14 protein-coding genes and 2 tRNA genes are annotated in these 15,993 nt (G+C 71.7%); 6 read left to right on the plus strand and 10 right to left on the minus strand.

The genetic code is table 11. The annotated features are described in order from the left end of the window. The first annotated feature begins 2 nt into the window (after window positions 1-2). From ABZV42_RS09010 to ABZV42_RS09020, 3 genes are read left to right on the plus strand one after another with little or no spacing between them, the layout of a single operon-like run. Window positions 3-824: an alpha/beta hydrolase gene (locus ABZV42_RS09010; RefSeq protein WP_356051367.1), complete on the plus strand. Its 822-nt coding sequence runs from the start codon at window positions 3-5 to the stop codon at window positions 822-824. Beyond that, the gene (locus ABZV42_RS09015; RefSeq protein WP_356051369.1) at window positions 821-2,077 is read left to right on the plus strand and encodes a glycosyltransferase; all 1,257 of its coding nucleotides are present in this window, start codon (window positions 821-823) and stop codon (window positions 2,075-2,077) included. The genes ABZV42_RS09010 and ABZV42_RS09015 overlap by 4 nt, the downstream gene beginning before the upstream one ends. Beyond that, entirely contained in the window at window positions 2,074-3,198 is a 1,125-nt protein-coding gene (locus ABZV42_RS09020) for a class I SAM-dependent methyltransferase (RefSeq protein ID WP_355984372.1), read from the plus strand. The genes ABZV42_RS09015 and ABZV42_RS09020 overlap by 4 nt, the downstream gene beginning before the upstream one ends. Window positions 3,199-3,603: 405 nt before the next feature. Here the strand turns inward: ABZV42_RS09020 and ABZV42_RS09025 are convergent, their stop codons facing one another. The 4 genes from ABZV42_RS09025 to ABZV42_RS09040 form a co-directional block, all read right to left on the minus strand. Then, on the minus strand, window positions 3,604-4,545 hold the full coding sequence (locus ABZV42_RS09025) for a diacylglycerol kinase family protein (protein WP_356051371.1): 942 nt from the start codon (window positions 4,543-4,545) through the stop codon (window positions 3,604-3,606). A 78-nt stretch (window positions 4,546-4,623) separates the two neighbouring features. Then, a tRNA-Cys gene (locus tag ABZV42_RS09030) sits at window positions 4,624-4,710 on the minus strand. 42 nt (window positions 4,711-4,752) lie between these two features. Beyond that, window positions 4,753-4,839: transfer RNA gene (locus ABZV42_RS09035), tRNA-Cys, on the minus strand. 204 nt (window positions 4,840-5,043) lie between these two features. Beyond that, on the minus strand, window positions 5,044-5,685 hold the full coding sequence (locus tag ABZV42_RS09040) for a TetR/AcrR family transcriptional regulator (protein WP_355984374.1): 642 nt from the start codon (window positions 5,683-5,685) through the stop codon (window positions 5,044-5,046). A gap of 224 nt (window positions 5,686-5,909) precedes the next feature. Here ABZV42_RS09040 and ABZV42_RS09045 point away from each other — a divergent pair, with 224 nt between their 5' ends. From ABZV42_RS09045 to ABZV42_RS09055, 3 genes are all read left to right on the plus strand, one after another. Further along, the gene (locus ABZV42_RS09045) at window positions 5,910-7,511 is read left to right on the plus strand and encodes a DHA2 family efflux MFS transporter permease subunit (protein ID WP_356051373.1); all 1,602 of its coding nucleotides are present in this window, start codon (window positions 5,910-5,912) and stop codon (window positions 7,509-7,511) included. Continuing rightward, window positions 7,511-9,655, plus strand: coding sequence for an MmgE/PrpD family protein (locus ABZV42_RS09050; RefSeq protein ID WP_356051375.1), 2,145 nt, complete (start codon window positions 7,511-7,513; stop codon window positions 9,653-9,655). Before ABZV42_RS09045 ends, ABZV42_RS09050 begins: the two co-directional genes overlap by 1 nt. Window positions 9,656-9,761: 106 nt before the next feature. Continuing rightward, window positions 9,762-10,562 carry a GDSL-type esterase/lipase family protein gene (locus tag ABZV42_RS09055; protein ID WP_356051377.1) on the plus strand — a complete coding sequence of 267 codons (801 nt, stop codon included), beginning with the start codon at window positions 9,762-9,764 and terminating at the stop codon, window positions 10,560-10,562. Between the two features lie 319 nt (window positions 10,563-10,881). Here the strand turns inward: ABZV42_RS09055 and ABZV42_RS09060 are convergent, their stop codons facing one another. The 6 genes from ABZV42_RS09060 to ABZV42_RS09085 all read right to left on the minus strand — a co-directional run bounded on the left by ABZV42_RS09060 (window position 10,882) and on the right by ABZV42_RS09085 (window position 15,993). Further along, window positions 10,882-11,364: an SRPBCC family protein gene (locus ABZV42_RS09060; RefSeq protein ID WP_355984378.1), complete on the minus strand. Its 483-nt coding sequence runs from the start codon at window positions 11,362-11,364 to the stop codon at window positions 10,882-10,884. A gap of 21 nt (window positions 11,365-11,385) precedes the next feature. Then, window positions 11,386-12,621, minus strand: a complete 1,236-nt coding sequence (locus ABZV42_RS09065; RefSeq protein ID WP_355984379.1) for a beta-ketoacyl-[acyl-carrier-protein] synthase family protein — start codon at window positions 12,619-12,621, stop codon at window positions 11,386-11,388. Further along, entirely contained in the window at window positions 12,621-12,860 is a 240-nt protein-coding gene (locus ABZV42_RS09070; RefSeq protein WP_355984380.1) for a phosphopantetheine-binding protein, read from the minus strand. Before ABZV42_RS09070 ends, ABZV42_RS09065 begins: the two co-directional genes overlap by 1 nt. Before the next feature lie 78 nt (window positions 12,861-12,938). Next, entirely contained in the window at window positions 12,939-13,961 is a 1,023-nt protein-coding gene (locus tag ABZV42_RS09075) for a beta-ketoacyl-ACP synthase III (RefSeq protein WP_355984381.1), read from the minus strand. Then, window positions 13,958-15,013 (minus strand): acyl-CoA desaturase, encoded by a 1,056-nt coding sequence (locus ABZV42_RS09080; RefSeq protein ID WP_355984382.1) that lies wholly within the window; start codon window positions 15,011-15,013, stop codon window positions 13,958-13,960. The genes ABZV42_RS09075 and ABZV42_RS09080 overlap by 4 nt, the downstream gene beginning before the upstream one ends. Further along, window positions 15,010-15,993, minus strand: coding sequence for a VlmB-like protein (locus ABZV42_RS09085; RefSeq protein ID WP_355984383.1), 984 nt, complete (start codon window positions 15,991-15,993; stop codon window positions 15,010-15,012). The genes ABZV42_RS09080 and ABZV42_RS09085 overlap by 4 nt, the downstream gene beginning before the upstream one ends.

Raw genomic sequence — 15,993 nt, forward strand, 5'->3', positions numbered from 1 at the left:
GCATGGTGATGGTCGACACCGGTGGACTCCGGTTGCACGTACAGCGGATCGGCCCCCGGGACGACCGGGCGGCCACCGCCACCGCTGTGCTGATCCACGGTCTGCTCACCGACAGCCTGGCCAGCTACTACTTCACCGTGGCGCCGGCCTTCGCCGCGGCCGGCCTCGACGTCGTCATGTACGACCTGCGGGGCCATGGCCGCAGCGAACGCCCGCCCGACGGCTACACCCTGGACCACAGCATCGACGACCTCCGGGCGCTGCTGGACCGGCTGGCGGTGACCGGACCGGTGCACCTGGTCGGCAACTCCTACGGCGGCACGATCGCCTTCGGCTTCGCGGCCCGCCATCCGGAGCGTGTGGCCAGCGTGTCCCTGATCGAGTCGGAACCGGCCACCGCCGCCTGGGCGTCGAAGCTCGGCGGCATCCTCGACCGGGTGATGGCCCAACTGGCGCACAACGAGCTCGAAGCCCTCGCCTGGATCACGGCGAACCGTGGTCACAACACGGCCCGACTGGCCCGAGGCGCGGCCCGGCTCGCCCGGGACACCACCCTCGGGCAGGACATCCCGGCCAGTGGCGTCCTGACGGACAATCAGATCGCCGCGATGCACCGTCCCGTGCTCGGCGTGTACGGGGGTGACTCCGACCTCGCCGAACTCGCGCCCTGGTTGGGGTCGTTGCTGCCGGACTGCCGGACGGTGGTGATCCCGGGCCACGAGCACTCGGTTCTGGTGGAGGCCGCCGGGACCGTGGGCGGTCACATCCTGGCGCTGATCCAGGGGACTTCGGCGGCCCGTAGCGTGGGGGTCGAGGCCAGGTGAGCGCATTCCTGTTCGTGGTACCGCCGTTGGTCGGGCACATCAACCCGGCCGTCGGAGTCGCCGACCTGCTGCTCGCGCGCGGGCACCGGGTGGCGTGGGCCTGCGCCGACCCCGGTCTCGTGGGACGCCTCGCGGGTGACCGGGCCCCGGTGTTCCCGTGCGCCGGGACGGTACCGGGGGCGGGCGAGGCGCGGCGGCCGCCCGATCTGCGGGGGCCCGAGGCGCTGAAGTTCCTGTGGGAGTGGTATCTGCTGCCGCTGGCCGAGGCCATGGCGCCGGGGGTGCGGGCGGCGGTCGAGACGTTCCGTCCGGACGTGGTCGTCGCCGACCAGCAGGCGTTCTCGGGCGGGCTGGTCGCCGAGCGGGCGGGGCTGCCGTGGGCCACCTCGGCGACCACCTCGGCCGAGTTCTCCGACCCGCTGGCCGGGCTGCCGAAGGTCACGGAATGGCTGGCGGAGCGCCTGGCGGGCCTGCGCGGGTCCGTCGGGGATCCGGCGGGCGACACCGATCCGCGGTTCTCGCCGCATCTGGTGCTGGCGTTCAGCACGGTGGAGCTGGCCGGTCCGCCGGCCGCCGGTCGGGGCGGCCCGATCCGCTGGGTCGGCCCCTCGATCACGGCCAGACCGGCCGTGGCTGGCTTCCCCTGGGACTGGCTGGACCCCGGCCGGGCCACGGTGCTGGTGACGCTCGGCACCGCGAACGCGGACGCCGGCGGGCGTTTTCTCGCCGTCTGCCGAGAGGCCCTGCGCGCACGCGCCGACCGGGTGCAGGGGGTCGTCGTCGACCCGGGGAACACGCTGGGCGCGGTCGCCGCCCGGTCACGGGGCGACATTCCGTCCCCGGACGGCACCGGGGCTCCGTACGGCGCTCACCCCTCGCCCGGCCACGACAAGGATCTGCTGGTCCTGCCCTCCGTACCTCAGCTCGCCCTCCTCGAAAGGGTCGACGCCGTGGTCTGCCACGCCGGACACAACACCGTGTGCGAGGCGCTGTGGCACGGGGTTCCGCTCGTGGTGGCGCCCATCCGCGACGACCAGCCGGTGGTGGCCGGTCAGGTGGTGGACGCGGGGGCGGGCGTCCGGGTCAGGTTCGGCCGCGTGACCGCCGCCCGACTGGGCGCCGCACTCGACGCCGTACTGCACGAACCCGGGCACCGCGCAGCCGCCGAACGGATCGGTACGGCGTTCCGCGCCGCCGGCGGTGCATCCGCGGCGGCGGACAGCCTCGAACAACTCGCCTGGGAGCACCGATGAGTGAGCTGACGGATGGACCGACCGGGCAAGCCGGCGAGCAGGACGCAAGGGAACCGGTCAGGGAGGCCGGCCGTGCCGAGCGGGTGGCCGGGCTGCGCCCCGTCTACCTGGCCGATCTGGCCGAGGGCACGGGCCGCTTCTTCGAGCCGCCGCGCACCACCTGCCCCTGGTGCGGCTCAGGCCCGCTGACCACCCGCCTGCGCACCACCGACCTGCTCCAGCACAAGCCGGGCCGGTTCGTCCTCGACAAGTGCGACGCCTGCGGGCACGTCTTCCAGAACCCCCGGCTGAGCGAGGCCGGGCTGGAGTTCTACTACCGCGACTTCTACGACGGGCTCGGCGAGAAGAGACTCGGCGACACCTTCGGCGGCCGTACCAGGATGTATCGCGACCGCGCCGAGTCGATCCTGCCGTACGACTCCGCCCCGAAGAACTGGCTCGACGTCGGCACCGGGCACGGCCACTTCTGCGCGACCGCCCACGAGATGCTGCCCGGCACGGCGTTCGACGGTCTCGACTTCACGGACGGCGTCGAACTCGCCGCCCACGAGGGCCGGGTGGAGCACGGCTACCGCGGTGCCTTCCCCGACCTGGCACCGGAACTCGTCGCCCGCTACGACGTGGTGAGCATGTTCCACTACCTGGAGCACAGCACCGACCCCGACCGTGAACTGAGGGCCGCGTGGCAGGCGGTGCGGCCCGGCGGCCATCTGCTCATCGAGGTCCCGGATCCCGAGAGCCGCTACGCCCGGCTGCTGGGCCGCTGGTGGCTGCCCTGGCTCCAGCCGCAGCACCTGCACTTCGCGCCGGTCGCCAATCTGCGCCACCGACTGGCGGAGCTGGGGTTCACGGTGGTGGCGCAGCAGCATGCCGAGCCTCACGATCCGGTGGACCTGCTCGCCGCCGTCTGGCTGGCGCTGGACCACGCCGCTCCGCGCGAGGACGCGCCCTGGTTGCCGAGGCCGCCTGGCGCGCTGCGCCGGGCCGGGCGCACGACCCTGCTCGTCGCGGCGATCCCGGCCCTGGTCCTGGGCACGCTGCTGGACCGGTTCGCGGTCCGCCCGCTCGCGCACCGGCTCGGCGTGTCCAACGCCTACCGCCTGGTGGCCCGCCGGGACTGACCCGTGTACGGCTCCGAAAGCCGTTTCGTCGTCCGCGGCACATGGCGGGGAATCGGAGTCGGCGGAAGGCACGCTTTTATCGCCCTGGCCGGATACCGGCAATTGCGGCGACCGTGAGCCGAGAATCCGTACTTCCCTGCCCTTCCGCCGCCGACTGCATCACCCCGTCGGTCTTCCAGATGGCGGAGCAGGTGGAGCAGGTGGAGCAGGTGACGATGTCTCAAAGTCGTTGCCAGGGAAGGGATTCCACCGGGCGACGCGGAGTGCGTCCCGGAGAAGCCTGTGGCGTGAACGGGAGTTCGTGGCCCCGCCGGGATCCGTTCCCGGCGGGGCCCTCGCACGCACGGGCCCCGGCGCGGTTTCCTGGCGGCCTGACCAGGACCCCCTCGCCCGGGGCGACTTCGGCTACGCCTCCGGAGACGGTGCCACGACCCTCAGCGCCCCCGGCAGTACGTCCAGCGTGAACCGCTCCCCCGGCATCTCCAGTACGTCACCGTCGTACTCGAAGACGAGTGGCTGTCCGTCGGTGCGTTCCACGACGATGTTCCGGCCGCGCGCGTAGACCACGCCCTCGCGGCCGACGTGGCCGCCGTCGCGGGAGAGTGCCGGGAGTTCGCGCAGCGGGAGGGCGGTGCCGACGACGCAGACGTCGAGGAGGCCGTCGTCCATGACGGAGTCCGGGAGCAACTTGAACCGGCCGCCGCGGTGCCGGCCGCCGCCCACGTTCGCGAAGACGGTCGGGCCCTCCTGGACCACCTCGCCGTCGACCAGGACCCGGCCCGGGTACGGGGTGAACGTACGCAGGGACTCGGCGACCGCCTTCTCGTACCGTTCGCGGCCGGCGTCGGTGATGTCGCGGGCCGTGATGAGGGACTGGGCGACGACGCCGGTGGAGGCGCCGAGCAGGGCAAGCGCGCCGTTCTCCGCGACGCGCGCCAGGTCGATCTCGCGGAAGTGCGGTGCCGTCACGGCAAGTTCGAGTGCCTCACGCCAGGGGCGGTCGGCCCAGATCTCGCGGTAGAAGGAGTTGCCGGTGCCGGTGGGGAGGATCAGCAGAGCCGGGGGCCGGGCGGAGCCCCGGGAGGACTCGGGGTCGCCGTCCGCGAGGCCGGCGGCCACGTCGTGCGCCGTCCCGTCTCCGCCCAGCGCGACGACCAAGGCGGGGCCGCCGGACGCGAGCGCCTCGGCAGCCAACTTGCCTGCCTGTCCCGGTTGTTCGGTGACGACGAGGGTGACGGTCCGGCCCGCGTCGGCGAACCGGCGCCGTACCGCCTCGGCCGTCCCGGGCAGGTACGTGCCCGACGCGGGGTTGGCTATCACCAGGACCGATGCGAACGGGGCGCTCATGACGACGGGCACTCCAAGCCGGGGTGGACAACGCGGCGGCGCCGCCGGAGTCCGGCGGCGCCGCTCGGGAACACTCTGCGGAGAGGGCAGGATTCGAACCTGCGCGGGCCGAAACCCGAACCAAGTTGCCTCGGTACCCCGTTGGGCCGCTTCGGGTACCTCTCCACGCTCCGGTCGACGGACTCCCGTCCGTTCCCCGGTGCACCGCGGAGAGGGCAGGATTCGAACCTACGCGGGCCGAAACCCGAACCAAGTTGCCTCGGTACCCCGTTGGGCCGCTTCGGGTACCTCTCCACGCTCCGGTCGGCGGGCTTTCGTCCGTTCCCCGGTGCACCGCAGACTGTTCCGCAACCACCTGACATCCTGCTGACATCCAGCTGAGACGGACGCCTCAGGAGGCTCGCAGTACGGCGCTCTTGGATCGACTGCGTGGTGGAAAACGTGCAAAGGCGCGCCCTGGCCGGACGCGCCCCGCTCCCCTCCGGACCGTCTCCCGGTTCAGTCGAGGTCCGGGTCGCCCAGGCCGCGGTGGGCCAGTTCCAGGATGGACGCGGTGACCGCTTCCAGGTCGATCGGCTCGTCGCGGCTGATCAGGTCGTCGAGCAGACCGTCCGCGGCATGGAAGACCAGCCGGCAGGCAAGGCCGGTGTCGCGGGCGCGGAAGGCCCCGACCAGGGAGCCGCGAGCGACGAAGTCGCACATCAGGTCCACGACGCGCTGGTTGGAGGCGTGGCAGAGCTCCAGGGCCTTGGCGTTGGCGGAGCGGTAGACGACGCGGTGCAGGGCGGCGTTCTCGACGGCGTGCTCGACCATGGTGCGGATCAGGCGGTCCAGGCTGGGCCACCAGGCGCCGCCCTCGTCGAGCATGGCGCGGGTGTCCCGCAGGAAGCCGTCGACGTACTCCTCCCACATGGCTCCGAGCAGATGGTCCTTGGAGTCGAAGTAGAGGTAGAAGGTGCCCTTGGCCACCTCTCCCGCCTCGGCCAGCTCGGCGACCGTGGCCGCCGCGAAGCCCTTCTCCCGGAAGACCTCGGAAGCGCCCCTGATCAGCGCCGAGCGGCGGTCGTCGGGGCTCATGGTCCGGCGCTTGCGGCGCGCGGGCTTCCCGGGGTCCGTCTCTGCTGTCGCAGCCGTCGCCATGGACTCGCCTCCTGTCCGGGGACCCTCCGTCAGGTTCGCGGGGATCGCCTCCCCAAATCTACCTCCCCCACTGACTGGCCGCCGGTCAGTTGACTGACTGACCGTCGGTCATTAGCCTCGAAGGGCCTTGGCACACGGGCGGACCCGCCCCTCACCGTCCCCGAGACCCGCCCCCTCACCGTCCCCGAGACCCGTCCCCCAACCTTTGACACGAGGGAACCGCGATGAGCGACACCACTGCCCCGGGCCAGCGGAAAGGGCTTCTGCTCGCCTTCCTCTGCTTCGGCGTGTTCATGGTCTATCTCGACGCCACGATCGTGAACGTGGCGCTGCCCGACATCCAGCAGGACCTGTCCACGGACATCACCCAGCTCCAGTGGATCATTGACGCCTACACGCTGACGTTCGCCTGTCTGCTGCTGACCTCCGGCACCCTGGGCGACATCCTCGGCCGCAAGAAGATCTTCCTCGCGGGCCTGACCGGCTTCACCCTCAGCTCCGTGATCTGCGCGCTGTCCCACTCGATCGGCGTGCTGCTCGTCGGCCGTACCCTCCAGGGGGTCTGCGGTTCCATCATGATCCCGGTCTCGCTGGCACTGGTCTCCGCCGCGTACACCGCCCCGGCCGCCCGCGCCAAGGCGATCGGCATCTGGGCCGGCGTCGGCGGCATCGCCCTGTCGACCGGCCCCGTGCTCGGCGGTGTGCTCGTCGACCACTACGGCTGGCAGAGCATCTTCTGGGTCAACGTGCCCGTCGGCATCATCGCGACCGTCGTCCTGGCCAGGCTCCTCACCGAGAACCGCTCCCCGCGCAAGCGCCGGCTCGACCTCGTCGGACAGCTGCTGTTCATCACGGCGATCGCGTCCCTGGCGTACGGACTGATCGAGGGCAACAGCAAGGGCTGGACGTCCGGGATCATCCTCGGGTCGTTCGCCGGCTCGGTCGTGACGCTGCTGCTGTTCGTGCTGTGGGAGCTGCGCCACCCCGACCCCATGCTGCCGATGAGCTTCTTCCGCAGCCCGATCGTGGTCGTCGCGGGCATCGTCAACTTCCTCAGCCTGTTCGGCCTGTTCGCGGCGATCTTCCTGCTCACGCTGTATCTCCAGAGCATCAACCGCCTCAGCTCCATCGAGACCGGAGTACGGTTCCTCGCGCTCACGGTGCCGATCATGATCGCCTCGTTCGCCGCCAGCATCGTGGCCGCGAAGGTCGGGCCGCGGCTGCCGATCGCGATCGGTTCCGTGCTGTCCGCGGGTGGCCTCTTCGGGCTCACGGTCCTGGAGGTCGGTTCCGGATTCGGCAGCTACTGGTGGTCGCTGGCCCTCCTCGGCGTGGGCGTCTCGTTCACCGGCGCGCCCGCCACGGTCGCGCTCCTCGGGTCCGTGCCGGCCGAGCAGGCCGGTACCGCCTCCGGCGTCTCGAACACCTTCCGCCAGGTCGGTACGGTCTTCGGTGTCGCCCTCGCCGGCGCCCTGCTCCTGCGGCACCTGCGGGACACGATGCCGGACGCGCTGGCCGGCACCGACGTGCCCGCCCAGACGCAGGCCAAGGCCGTCGCACTGCTCGGCGACGGCGACCTGTCCCGCGTCGCCGCCCTCCCGCCGGGAATCCGGGCGACGGTCATGGAGGCGGTCGGACCGGTCTACGTGGACGGCATGCACCTCGCCATGCAGATCGCCGGAACCGGCGCCCTGGTCGGCGGGCTGTGCGCGCTGATCTTCCTCAAGGGAAGGCGGCCGGCCGCTCGCGCCGAGTCCGGTGCGGCGGGCGACCAGGGGCAGAACGGCCTTCCGGCCGAGAACGAGACCGCCGGACAGCACTCCTGATGTCCGGCTCCGGAACGGCTCCCGTGGGGCAGGACGCCTTCGGCACCCTGCCCCACGGGACGCCCGGCGGCGCTGCCGACGGGCGCGGCGCATCCGGCGACGCCAGTATCATCCGCCGACTCGCCCGCTGGGGCAGCAGGCTCGACCTCGGCGACGCACCCGACCGGGTCGTCGCGCACCTCAAGAGCCAGATCCTCAGCCAGCTCGGCGCCGCCCGCGCCGGGTACGGGCACCCGCTCGGCAGGCGCATCGGCCAGGCCTACGGCAGTCCGCTCCAGGACGATCCGAAGCACGCCGTGCATTCGCTCTCGATGGCGACCGTCTGTCTGGACTTCGACGACACCGCCTACGCGGGCCACTTGTCGCACTCCACCGTCAACGTCCCGCTGATCTACGCCAGTTCGCTCGGCCTCGACGGGCGGCAGCTGCTTACCTCGGTACTCGCGGCCAACGAGACGGCCGCCCGTATCACCGCCGCCGCGACCCTCGGACCGTTCCGCGGCCAGACCGCCGGGCACACCCATCTCGCGGGGGCGGTCGCCGGGCGGCTGCGCGCGGAGAACGCCTCCGCCGACACCTGGGCCCACGCGCTGGGCATGGCGTTCTCGGTGCCGACGTGGAGCCTGTCACGCGGATTCTTCAGTACGGACGCCAAGTTGCTGGTGGCCGCGGTGCCGGTGCAGATCGGGCTGAGCGCCTGCGACGGGGCCCGGTTCGGGCTCACCGGGCCCGAGGACGTACTGGAGCACCCGCAAGGGTTCCTGCACCGATTCGCGGACATACCGCTGCCCGAGGAGGCACTGGCCGGGCTCGGCAGCCTCTGGCACACGGAGACCTTCTCGTACAAGATCCACCCGGGCAGCGCCTACACCAGTGCCGCCGTCGACTGCGCGATCGAACTGCACAACGCGCTGGCGGGAGTCGACCACAGGGAGATCGCCGAAGTCGTCGTGGAGGGCTCGATCTTCACCGCCGGACTCGACCGCATAGCCCGGCAGCACCGGATCGGCCCCGGCTCCAGCGTGGCCGCGCTCAACTTCTCCCTCCCCTACAACGTCGCCACCGCCCTGCTCACCGGCTCCCTGCTCCCCGCCGACCTGACGCGCCCGGCGGTGGACCGCCCCGACCGCTGGGAAGTCGCCGCCCGCGTACGCACCGAGCACGACCCGGCGTTCAGCCGGCACGCACTGCTGGCCACCGCCCCGCTGGGCCAGGCGCTGCGCCGCGCGGGTGAGCGGGCCGAGGCCTGGGTACGCGCCATCGACGCCCGAGCGGCCGAGGCCCTGCCGCCCGACTGGCTGGAACCGGAGACCGACTTCCGGTGGGCCACCAAGAACCTCGGCGCGCGTGTCACCGTCCGGCTGCGCGACGGCCGCGAACTGCGCGCCGAACGACGCGGCGCCGTGGGTGCGGCGAGCGGCCCGGACGGCACCGACCACGCGGCGCTCGCCCGTGCCAAGTTCCTCGCGTGCGGCGGCGATCCGGAAGCGGTCGACCTGCTCAGCCGCCTCGAGACCCTGCGTCCCGAGGAGGTCCGGCGCCTGGTGAACCTGGCACTCGCCGGAACCGACGACCACACCTCGCGCCCGGCCGCGGACACCCGTGCGACCGGCGAGATCCGAGACTTCCGAAAGGGCACAGCGATGGAGACCGCAGTTCTGGAGGAGGCCTATGTGGGCCTGATCGCCGCCGCGACCGCCGCGACCTCCGCCATGGTCGGCCACCAGGCGTCCGTGCCGCGGCCGGGCGACCGCGACACGGACTGGACTCTTGCCCATATCGCCTTGAGCGACCGGCTGTTGGCCTCGACGGCACGACAGGTGCTGGGGGGAGCCGAGGCGGGGCTGGACAACGGCCCGGCCATGGATCCGAAGGCCATCGAGGAACTGACGTCCTCGGTCGACCGCGACGTCCTCATCGACCTCGTCCGCCGCAATGCCGCCGAATTCGTTGGCCTCGTCGCCCGGATGCGACAGGATCAGCAGGCCACGCCGGTCGCCGTGCGGCTCGTCGGCGACGAGGGCGAGGAACTGTTCAGCGGGGCCGTGCCGTGGGGCGAGATCGTGCGCATGCGCGCCGAGGACCACATCCCCGGGCATACGGACCGGCTCCGGCGGGTCTCGCGGGCGCCGCGGGAGTCATGAGAACAGGGTGCGTCCGGCGTACGCGCACGCATGACCGCGGCCTGCCCGGCTCATGGGGGGCTCATGGGGCGAGCGGGCGGCCGTCGACCGAGAGGGGGCAGGGCCGATGGACGGACCAGGACAGGGAAGAGGCCCCGTACGGACACGGGCACTGACCGAACGGCGGGATGTCCGGGCGCCGGGCGGCGCGCCGCGGCCGGCGGTCGCGGCCGCGGATGCCACCGCGGGCGCTCCGGGCGAGCACGCGGATCCGCGGTGTCTGGGTCCGGGCGAGGGCGCCGGGCTGCTCGCCGACGCCGGCTGGCGACGGGCCGTGGTGCTGGGCGACAGCACCGCCGACTCCTCGGGGATGACCGTCGTACCCGGCTGGGCACGCGCCACGTGGACCGACCGCGTCGCCGCCGCGCTGCGCGACGCGCATCCGCAGTTCGCCTGTCTCCATCCCCGGGGCAGGCGGGACCTGCCGCTCGCCCACGTCAGGTCCACCCAGCTCGGGGATGCCCTCGACTTCAACGGTGACATCGCGCTACTCGCCTGCGGCGGGCCGGAGTTGACTGCGCGCACCTTCGACCCGGACGCCGTGGAGTTCGAGTTGAGCAGAATCCTGGCCGCGTTGCGCGGCGCGACCTGCCAAGTGGTCCTGGTGGTCAGCCCGTTCGACCTGACGAGGGCCGGTCAGGTGCCCCCGGCCCAGCGCACCACCGTACGGGCCCGGCAGCGCCTGCTGGCCGAGCGCATCGAATCGGTGGTCCTGCGGCACGGCTGCGTACATGTCGACCTCGCCGAGCACGAGGGCGCCGACTCAGCCGACCTGTGGGGTGCGCGCGCGGGGCGGCTGAGCAGCAGGGGGCACGCGGTGGCGGCGGCTGCCGTGGTCCGGACGATGGGGCGCCTGCTCGGGAAGTAGGAAAAGGGCACGCCGATTCCACGCCGGTCGCCTCCAGCGGGAATCCAGCGTGCCCTACGCCTCCGGCGAGAAACCGGCGTGCCTCGTCGTCCTCGGCGGGGAAATAGCGTGCCCCGTCAGCTCCGGCGCGGACCGGCACGCCCCCGCCATCGGCGCGGAACCGGCGTACAGCCGCCTACGACGGCAACCGGACCTGCCCCGTCACCTCCGGCAAGGAACCAGCGCGCCCCGTCAGCTCCGACGCTGACCCGGCACGCCCCTCACCTCCGGCGCTGACCCGGCGTACCCGTCGCCCACAACGGCGACCGGCCGTGCCCTCTCAGCGCTCCAGTGCCGTCTTCAGCCGCTCCAGGGTCGCCCGCATGCCCGCGGAGTTCGCCCGGTGGCGGATCGCCGGCTTGGTGCCCGTGAAGAATCCGAGCAGTTCGGCCGGCCGGCCCCTGCGTCCCGTGCGCAGGTCCTCCCAGTACTCGGTGACCCGTGTGCCGTCGCCCTCGGCCGCGAACCGGTAGCCCCAGAGCGCGATCGGCAGGCCGAAGCTGGTGACGCGGAAGGCGAAGTCGCGGCCTTCCTCGGCGCGGACGACGCGGCAGTCGGTGAACCACAGCCAGAGGCCCTTGCGGTTGAACCCGGTGAACCTGGTGCCCCGGGTGACCGGACCGCGGCCGTGCAGCCAGACCCCGACGCACTCGGGGGAGAACGTGCCCATCTTCCGTACGTCGCTGATCGTGCGGTAGGCCCGCTCGGGAGTGGCGTGCACCAGCACACTCTCCTCGACCTGCCATCTGCGTTCCTCGGACACGTCCCACGACTCCCGTTCGCGTCAGGCCCTGGTGAACACGAGTACGGCGTTCTGGCCGCCGAACCCGAAGGAGTTGCTCACCGCGACCTCGACCGGCAGTTCGCGGCCCGCCTTGGCCACCACGTCCAGGTCGACCTCCGGATCGAGGCTCTCCAGGTTCGCGGTGGGCGGGACGAAGCCGTTCTCGATCGTGAGCACGGTGGCCACGGCCTCGATCGCGCCCGCGGCGCCGAGTGCGTGACCGACCACCCCTTTGATGGAGGTTACCGCCGGGTGCTGTCCGACGACCCGGCGGATCATGCGTGCCTCGGACACGTCGTTGAGCGGCGTCGAGGTGCCGTGCGCATTGACGTGCGTGACGTCCGCGCCGACGACTCCGGCGTCCGACAGGGCTCCGCGTACGGCGAGTTCGGCACCGGCGCCCTGCGGATCGGGGGCCGTGGCGTGGTGGGCGTCGGCCGAGGCCCCGTAACCGCTGACCATGGCCCTTATCCGGGCGCCGCGGGCCTTCGCGTGCTCGGCGCGTTCGAGGACGAGGACGGCGGCGCCCTCGGCCGGGACGAAACCGTCGCGGTCGGCGTCGAAGGGGCGCGAGGCCGAGGACCGGTCGTCGCGGCGCTTGGACAGGGCGCCCATCTGGCTGAATCCGGAGACTATCGACGGTACGAGGGGAGCCTCGGTGCCGCCCGTCAGGACGATGTCGCACCGGCCGCTGCGGATGAGTTCGCGTGCCATGCCGATCGCGGTGGTCCCGGAGGCGCAGGCGGTGGCGGTCACGAAGTTGGGGCCGCGCGCCCCGCACTCCATCGCCACATAGCCGGCGGACATGTTGATGGACAGCATCGGGATGAGCAGCGGCGAGACCTTGAGGGGGCCCTCGTCGCGCAGGACGTCGTGCTGCTTCTCCCAGGCGGCGGCGCCACCGATACCGTTTCCGAGGACGACGCCGACTCGGGTGCCGTCCCAGGTGGACGGGTCGAGGCCGGCGTCCGCGATGGCTTCCGCGGCGGCGGCGATCGCGAACTGGTTGCACCGGTCGAGGCGCCAGGCCTTGCGCCTGCCGACCGCCTTCGCCGGGTCGAAGTCCGGCACGGAGCAGCCGAAGTCGGCCGGCGTGCCGTCGAGCGCGGGGACCGGACCGGCGGCCGTGCCCTCTCCGGCACGGATGCGCTCCCAGGACTCCGGGACGCCGATCCCCGCGCAGCTCACCATCCCGACCCCGGTGACGGCGGCGTCGAAGCGGGAGGGACCCGCCATCAGACGGTCACGCCCTTCGCCTCTATGACCTCCGCCGCGCGGGAGATGGTGTCCTGCGAACTGATGTCCTCGTCGTTGACCGGCACGCCGAACTCCTCCTGGGCGGCCAGGGACAGCTCCACCATGGCCAGCGAGTCCAGCTCCAGGTCGTTGAAGGTCTGTTCGGGGCTGATCTCGTCGGCTTCCAGACCGAAGCCGGCCTGAAGCAGCTTGACCATACGGTTGTAGACGTCGCTCATGACTGAATCCCCTTCTGATCGCGTTGATCGCGATTGATTTCCACTTGATCGAAAGTGATCACTACTGGTCGCTGCTGGTCAGGCAGACTGGATGTCCGGCCAGGTCAACGTGCACGCGCCCCAGGTCAGACCCCCGCCGAAGGCGGTCAGGAGGACGCGCCGGCCCACGCTCAGGGCCCCGGAGCGGTCCGCGTCGCCGAGGGCGAGCGGGATGGACGCGGCGGCGGTGTTGCCGACCCGGTCGATGTTGGTGAAGCAGTCCGTACGGTCGACGCCGATCCGGTCGGCGACGGCGTACAGGATCCGCAGGTTGGCCTGGTGCGCCACGACCAGATCCGGCCGCCCTCCGCTCCAGCCCGTGCGGGCCAGCACCCTGCGCGAGGACTCGGTCATCCGCTCGACGGCGTTGCGGAAGACCGCCTTGCCGTTCATCCGGAAGTACGGGTCCGCCGCGTCCCCGGCCGTCGTGTGCGGGAGTCGGGATCCCCCGGTGCGCACGGTGATCAAATCGCTCCCGGTGCCGTCGCTGCCCAGGTCGAAGGGGCCGAGCGCGCCCGGCTCGTCCGGTTCCCCGGCCCGCAGCACCACCGCTCCGGCGCCGTCGCCGAAGATGGCGCGGCTGGAACGGTCCTCGGGGTCGAGGATGCGCGAGAAGGTCTCGGCGCCGATCACGAGGACGCGTTCGGCGGTGCCCGCGGCGATGAGCCCCGCCCCGGCCGCGAGCCCGTAGAGGAAGCCGGTGCACACCGCCGCCACGTCGAACGCCGGAACCGTGCCCAGTCCCAGCCGCGCCGCCACCAGCGGGGCGGTCGCCGGACAGGGGCGGTCGGGGGTGGTCGTCGCCACGATGACGGCGTCGGCTTCCGGACCCCCGGCCGCGGAGGCCGACTTCAGGGCCCGGCCGCCCGCCTCGACCGCGAGGTCGCTCGTCGCGGTCGAGGCGTCGGCGATGTGACGCTGCCCGATGCCGGTGCGGCTGCGGATCCATTCGTCGGACGTGTCGACGAGCTTCGCGAGTTCCCCGTTGGTCAGCGCGTACGGGGGGACGAAGGTGCCGAGCCCGCACACGACGGCCGACCGGCCGGCGCCCGTACCGGTCATGAGGCCCCGCTCTCCAGCCGCGCCACCTCGTGGCTGACCTCGCCGAGGTAGCCGGCCACCTCGGAGTAGGACTCGATGATCGACACCTCCACGTAAGGCAGTCCGCTGCGCAGGCAGAACTCCTTCACGATCGGCTGTGCCCTGCGCAGATTGGTGCGTGGCATCGACGGGAACAGGTGGTGCTCGATCTGGTAGTTGAGCCCGCCGTAGAAGAAGTCGCTGAACCGGCTGGGCTTGAGGTTGCGGGAGGTGACCACCTGCCGGGTGAGCCAGTCCAGTTCCTCCGTCTCGCCGTCGCGGACCGGCATGCCCTTGTGGTTCGGGGCGAACATCAGGCCCATGTAGAAGCCGAACACGGCCTGGTGCAGGGCGAGGAACGCGATCGCCTTGCCCGGCGGCAGCACGTAGAACAGCGCGGCGACGTAGAGCACCAGGTGCAGGGTGATGACGGTGAGCTCGGACTTCTTGTACTTGGTGAGCGCGCCCCTGCTCGCGGCCACATAGCCCGACATGTGCAGGCGCAGGCCTTCCAGCGTGATCAGGACGAAGAACATCCAGGACTGGTGGCGGACCACGAACCGCTGGAACGGCGTGGTGCGCTTGACCCGGTCCCCGGCCTCGAAGATGACCTGCCGGCGCAGGACGTCGGGGTCCATCGAGAGGTGGTTGGGATAGTTGTGGTGGGCCGTGTGGTGCCTGACCCACCAGCCGAAGCTGACGCCCGTGAGCAGGTTGCCGTGCACATAGCCGATGATGTCGCTGGCCTTGCGGGTCCGTACGATCTGCCGGTGGCCCGCGTCATGGCCGACCAGGTCGGTCTGGCCGAACATCAGGCCGAGGAACACGGCCACCGCCAGCTGCCACCAGGTGTCGCCGAGGAGCGCGAAGGCCGTCCAACCCGCCGCCAGAAGAACGAAGTTGAACGCGATCTTGTAGACGTACCAGCTCGGGCGGGTGTCCATCAGGCCGGCTTCCCTGACGAGCCGGGTGATCTCCTCCAGCGTGCCGGAACCGCCTGCGTCCCGGACTCCCCTCTCGTTGACGGTGGTCATATCGCCTCTTCAAGGCCCATGTGGACGAGCCGCTTGCGCTGCATCGTCTCGGACCACTCGTGGGCGGTCCCCACCCGCTCCTCGACGGATGTGTCGACGAGGCGGCGGCCCGGCCAGATCTCGTAGTCGCCCGCGAGGTCGCGGTGCGCGTCCAGGCCCTTCTGGAAGAGGGTCTCGCGGCGCAGTGTCATCTCCCTGGCGGGCAGGTTCTCCCACAGCTTGCGGCCACGGGTGATCAGTTCGAGGACGCGTTCCTTGTCCTCGGGGTGCGCGAGCAGGTGCTCGCGGGCGACGGAACTGCCCACCGTGAGGTGGCGGATCTCGTCGATGCCCGCGCCACGCTCGACGTCGGCGGCGGCCGGGTCGAAGACACGCCACTTGAGCTCGGAGAGCTGCGCGGCGGGCGCGAGCACGCCCTCGACGAGGATCGTCAGGACGACCACCCCGCCGATGAAGTCCCGCTGGTCGCGCAGGACTTCGAGGCCGAGGTTCTCCAACGGCACGAGCACGGCGTCACGGTCGGCGGCGGCGAGCCGGTCCATGGTGGCGAAGAGGTCGCGCTCGGCGACACCGAGGCTCATCAGATGGCTGCGGAACACCATCGCGTGCCGGGCCTCGTCCATCAGCTGGGTCGTGTAGAACTCCATCGTGGCCGTGTCGGGAGCGAGGGCCACCATGTAGCCGAGCGCCCGCGTCGCCTTGTCCTCGGCGATGGAACGGAACGCCAGCTCCTGGGTGAGCGCCTCGTTCAGCGGCCCGGGACGCCGGGTCACCTCGTGCGGTCGTACGTTCTCGTCGTGGCCGAGGACTTTGCCACGCAGGGTGCCCTGCGGCACGGCACGCAGCCAGTACCGCAAGTCACATTCGGCAGCGGTGAGTTCGAGGGACCCGGCACCGTCGACCAGCGACGGCGCGCGGTTCCAGTCGGCTTCCGGCGGGACGGTGGTGTCGGGGGCCGTCCCCGTGGGTGCGTCGGTCAT

The sequence above is a fragment of the Streptomyces sp. NPDC005281 genome, from assembly GCF_040607495.1.
Lineage (GTDB): Bacteria > Actinomycetota > Actinomycetes > Streptomycetales > Streptomycetaceae > Streptomyces.

Coding starts and splice junctions, on each gene's coding strand:
- ABZV42_RS09045 (WP_356051373.1), top strand. CDS start 5,910: ATGAGCGACACCACTGCCCCGGGCCAGCGGAAAGGGCTTCTGCTCGCC.
- ABZV42_RS09020 (WP_355984372.1), top strand. CDS start 2,074: ATGAGTGAGCTGACGGATGGACCGACCGGGCAAGCCGGCGAGCAGGAC.
- ABZV42_RS09055 (WP_356051377.1), top strand. CDS start 9,762: ATGGACGGACCAGGACAGGGAAGAGGCCCCGTACGGACACGGGCACTG.
- ABZV42_RS09065 (WP_355984379.1), bottom strand. CDS start 12,621: ATGGCGGGTCCCTCCCGCTTCGACGCCGCCGTCACCGGGGTCGGGATG.
- ABZV42_RS09050 (WP_356051375.1), top strand. CDS start 7,511: ATGTCCGGCTCCGGAACGGCTCCCGTGGGGCAGGACGCCTTCGGCACC.
- ABZV42_RS09075 (WP_355984381.1), bottom strand. CDS start 13,961: ATGACCGGTACGGGCGCCGGCCGGTCGGCCGTCGTGTGCGGGCTCGGC.
- ABZV42_RS09070 (WP_355984380.1), bottom strand. CDS start 12,860: ATGAGCGACGTCTACAACCGTATGGTCAAGCTGCTTCAGGCCGGCTTC.
- ABZV42_RS09080 (WP_355984382.1), bottom strand. CDS start 15,013: ATGACCACCGTCAACGAGAGGGGAGTCCGGGACGCAGGCGGTTCCGGC.
- ABZV42_RS09040 (WP_355984374.1), bottom strand. CDS start 5,685: ATGGCGACGGCTGCGACAGCAGAGACGGACCCCGGGAAGCCCGCGCGC.
- ABZV42_RS09085 (WP_355984383.1), bottom strand. CDS start 15,993: ATGACCGACGCACCCACGGGGACGGCCCCCGACACCACCGTCCCGCCG.
- ABZV42_RS09010 (WP_356051367.1), top strand. CDS start 3: ATGGTGATGGTCGACACCGGTGGACTCCGGTTGCACGTACAGCGGATC.
- ABZV42_RS09025 (WP_356051371.1), bottom strand. CDS start 4,545: ATGAGCGCCCCGTTCGCATCGGTCCTGGTGATAGCCAACCCCGCGTCG.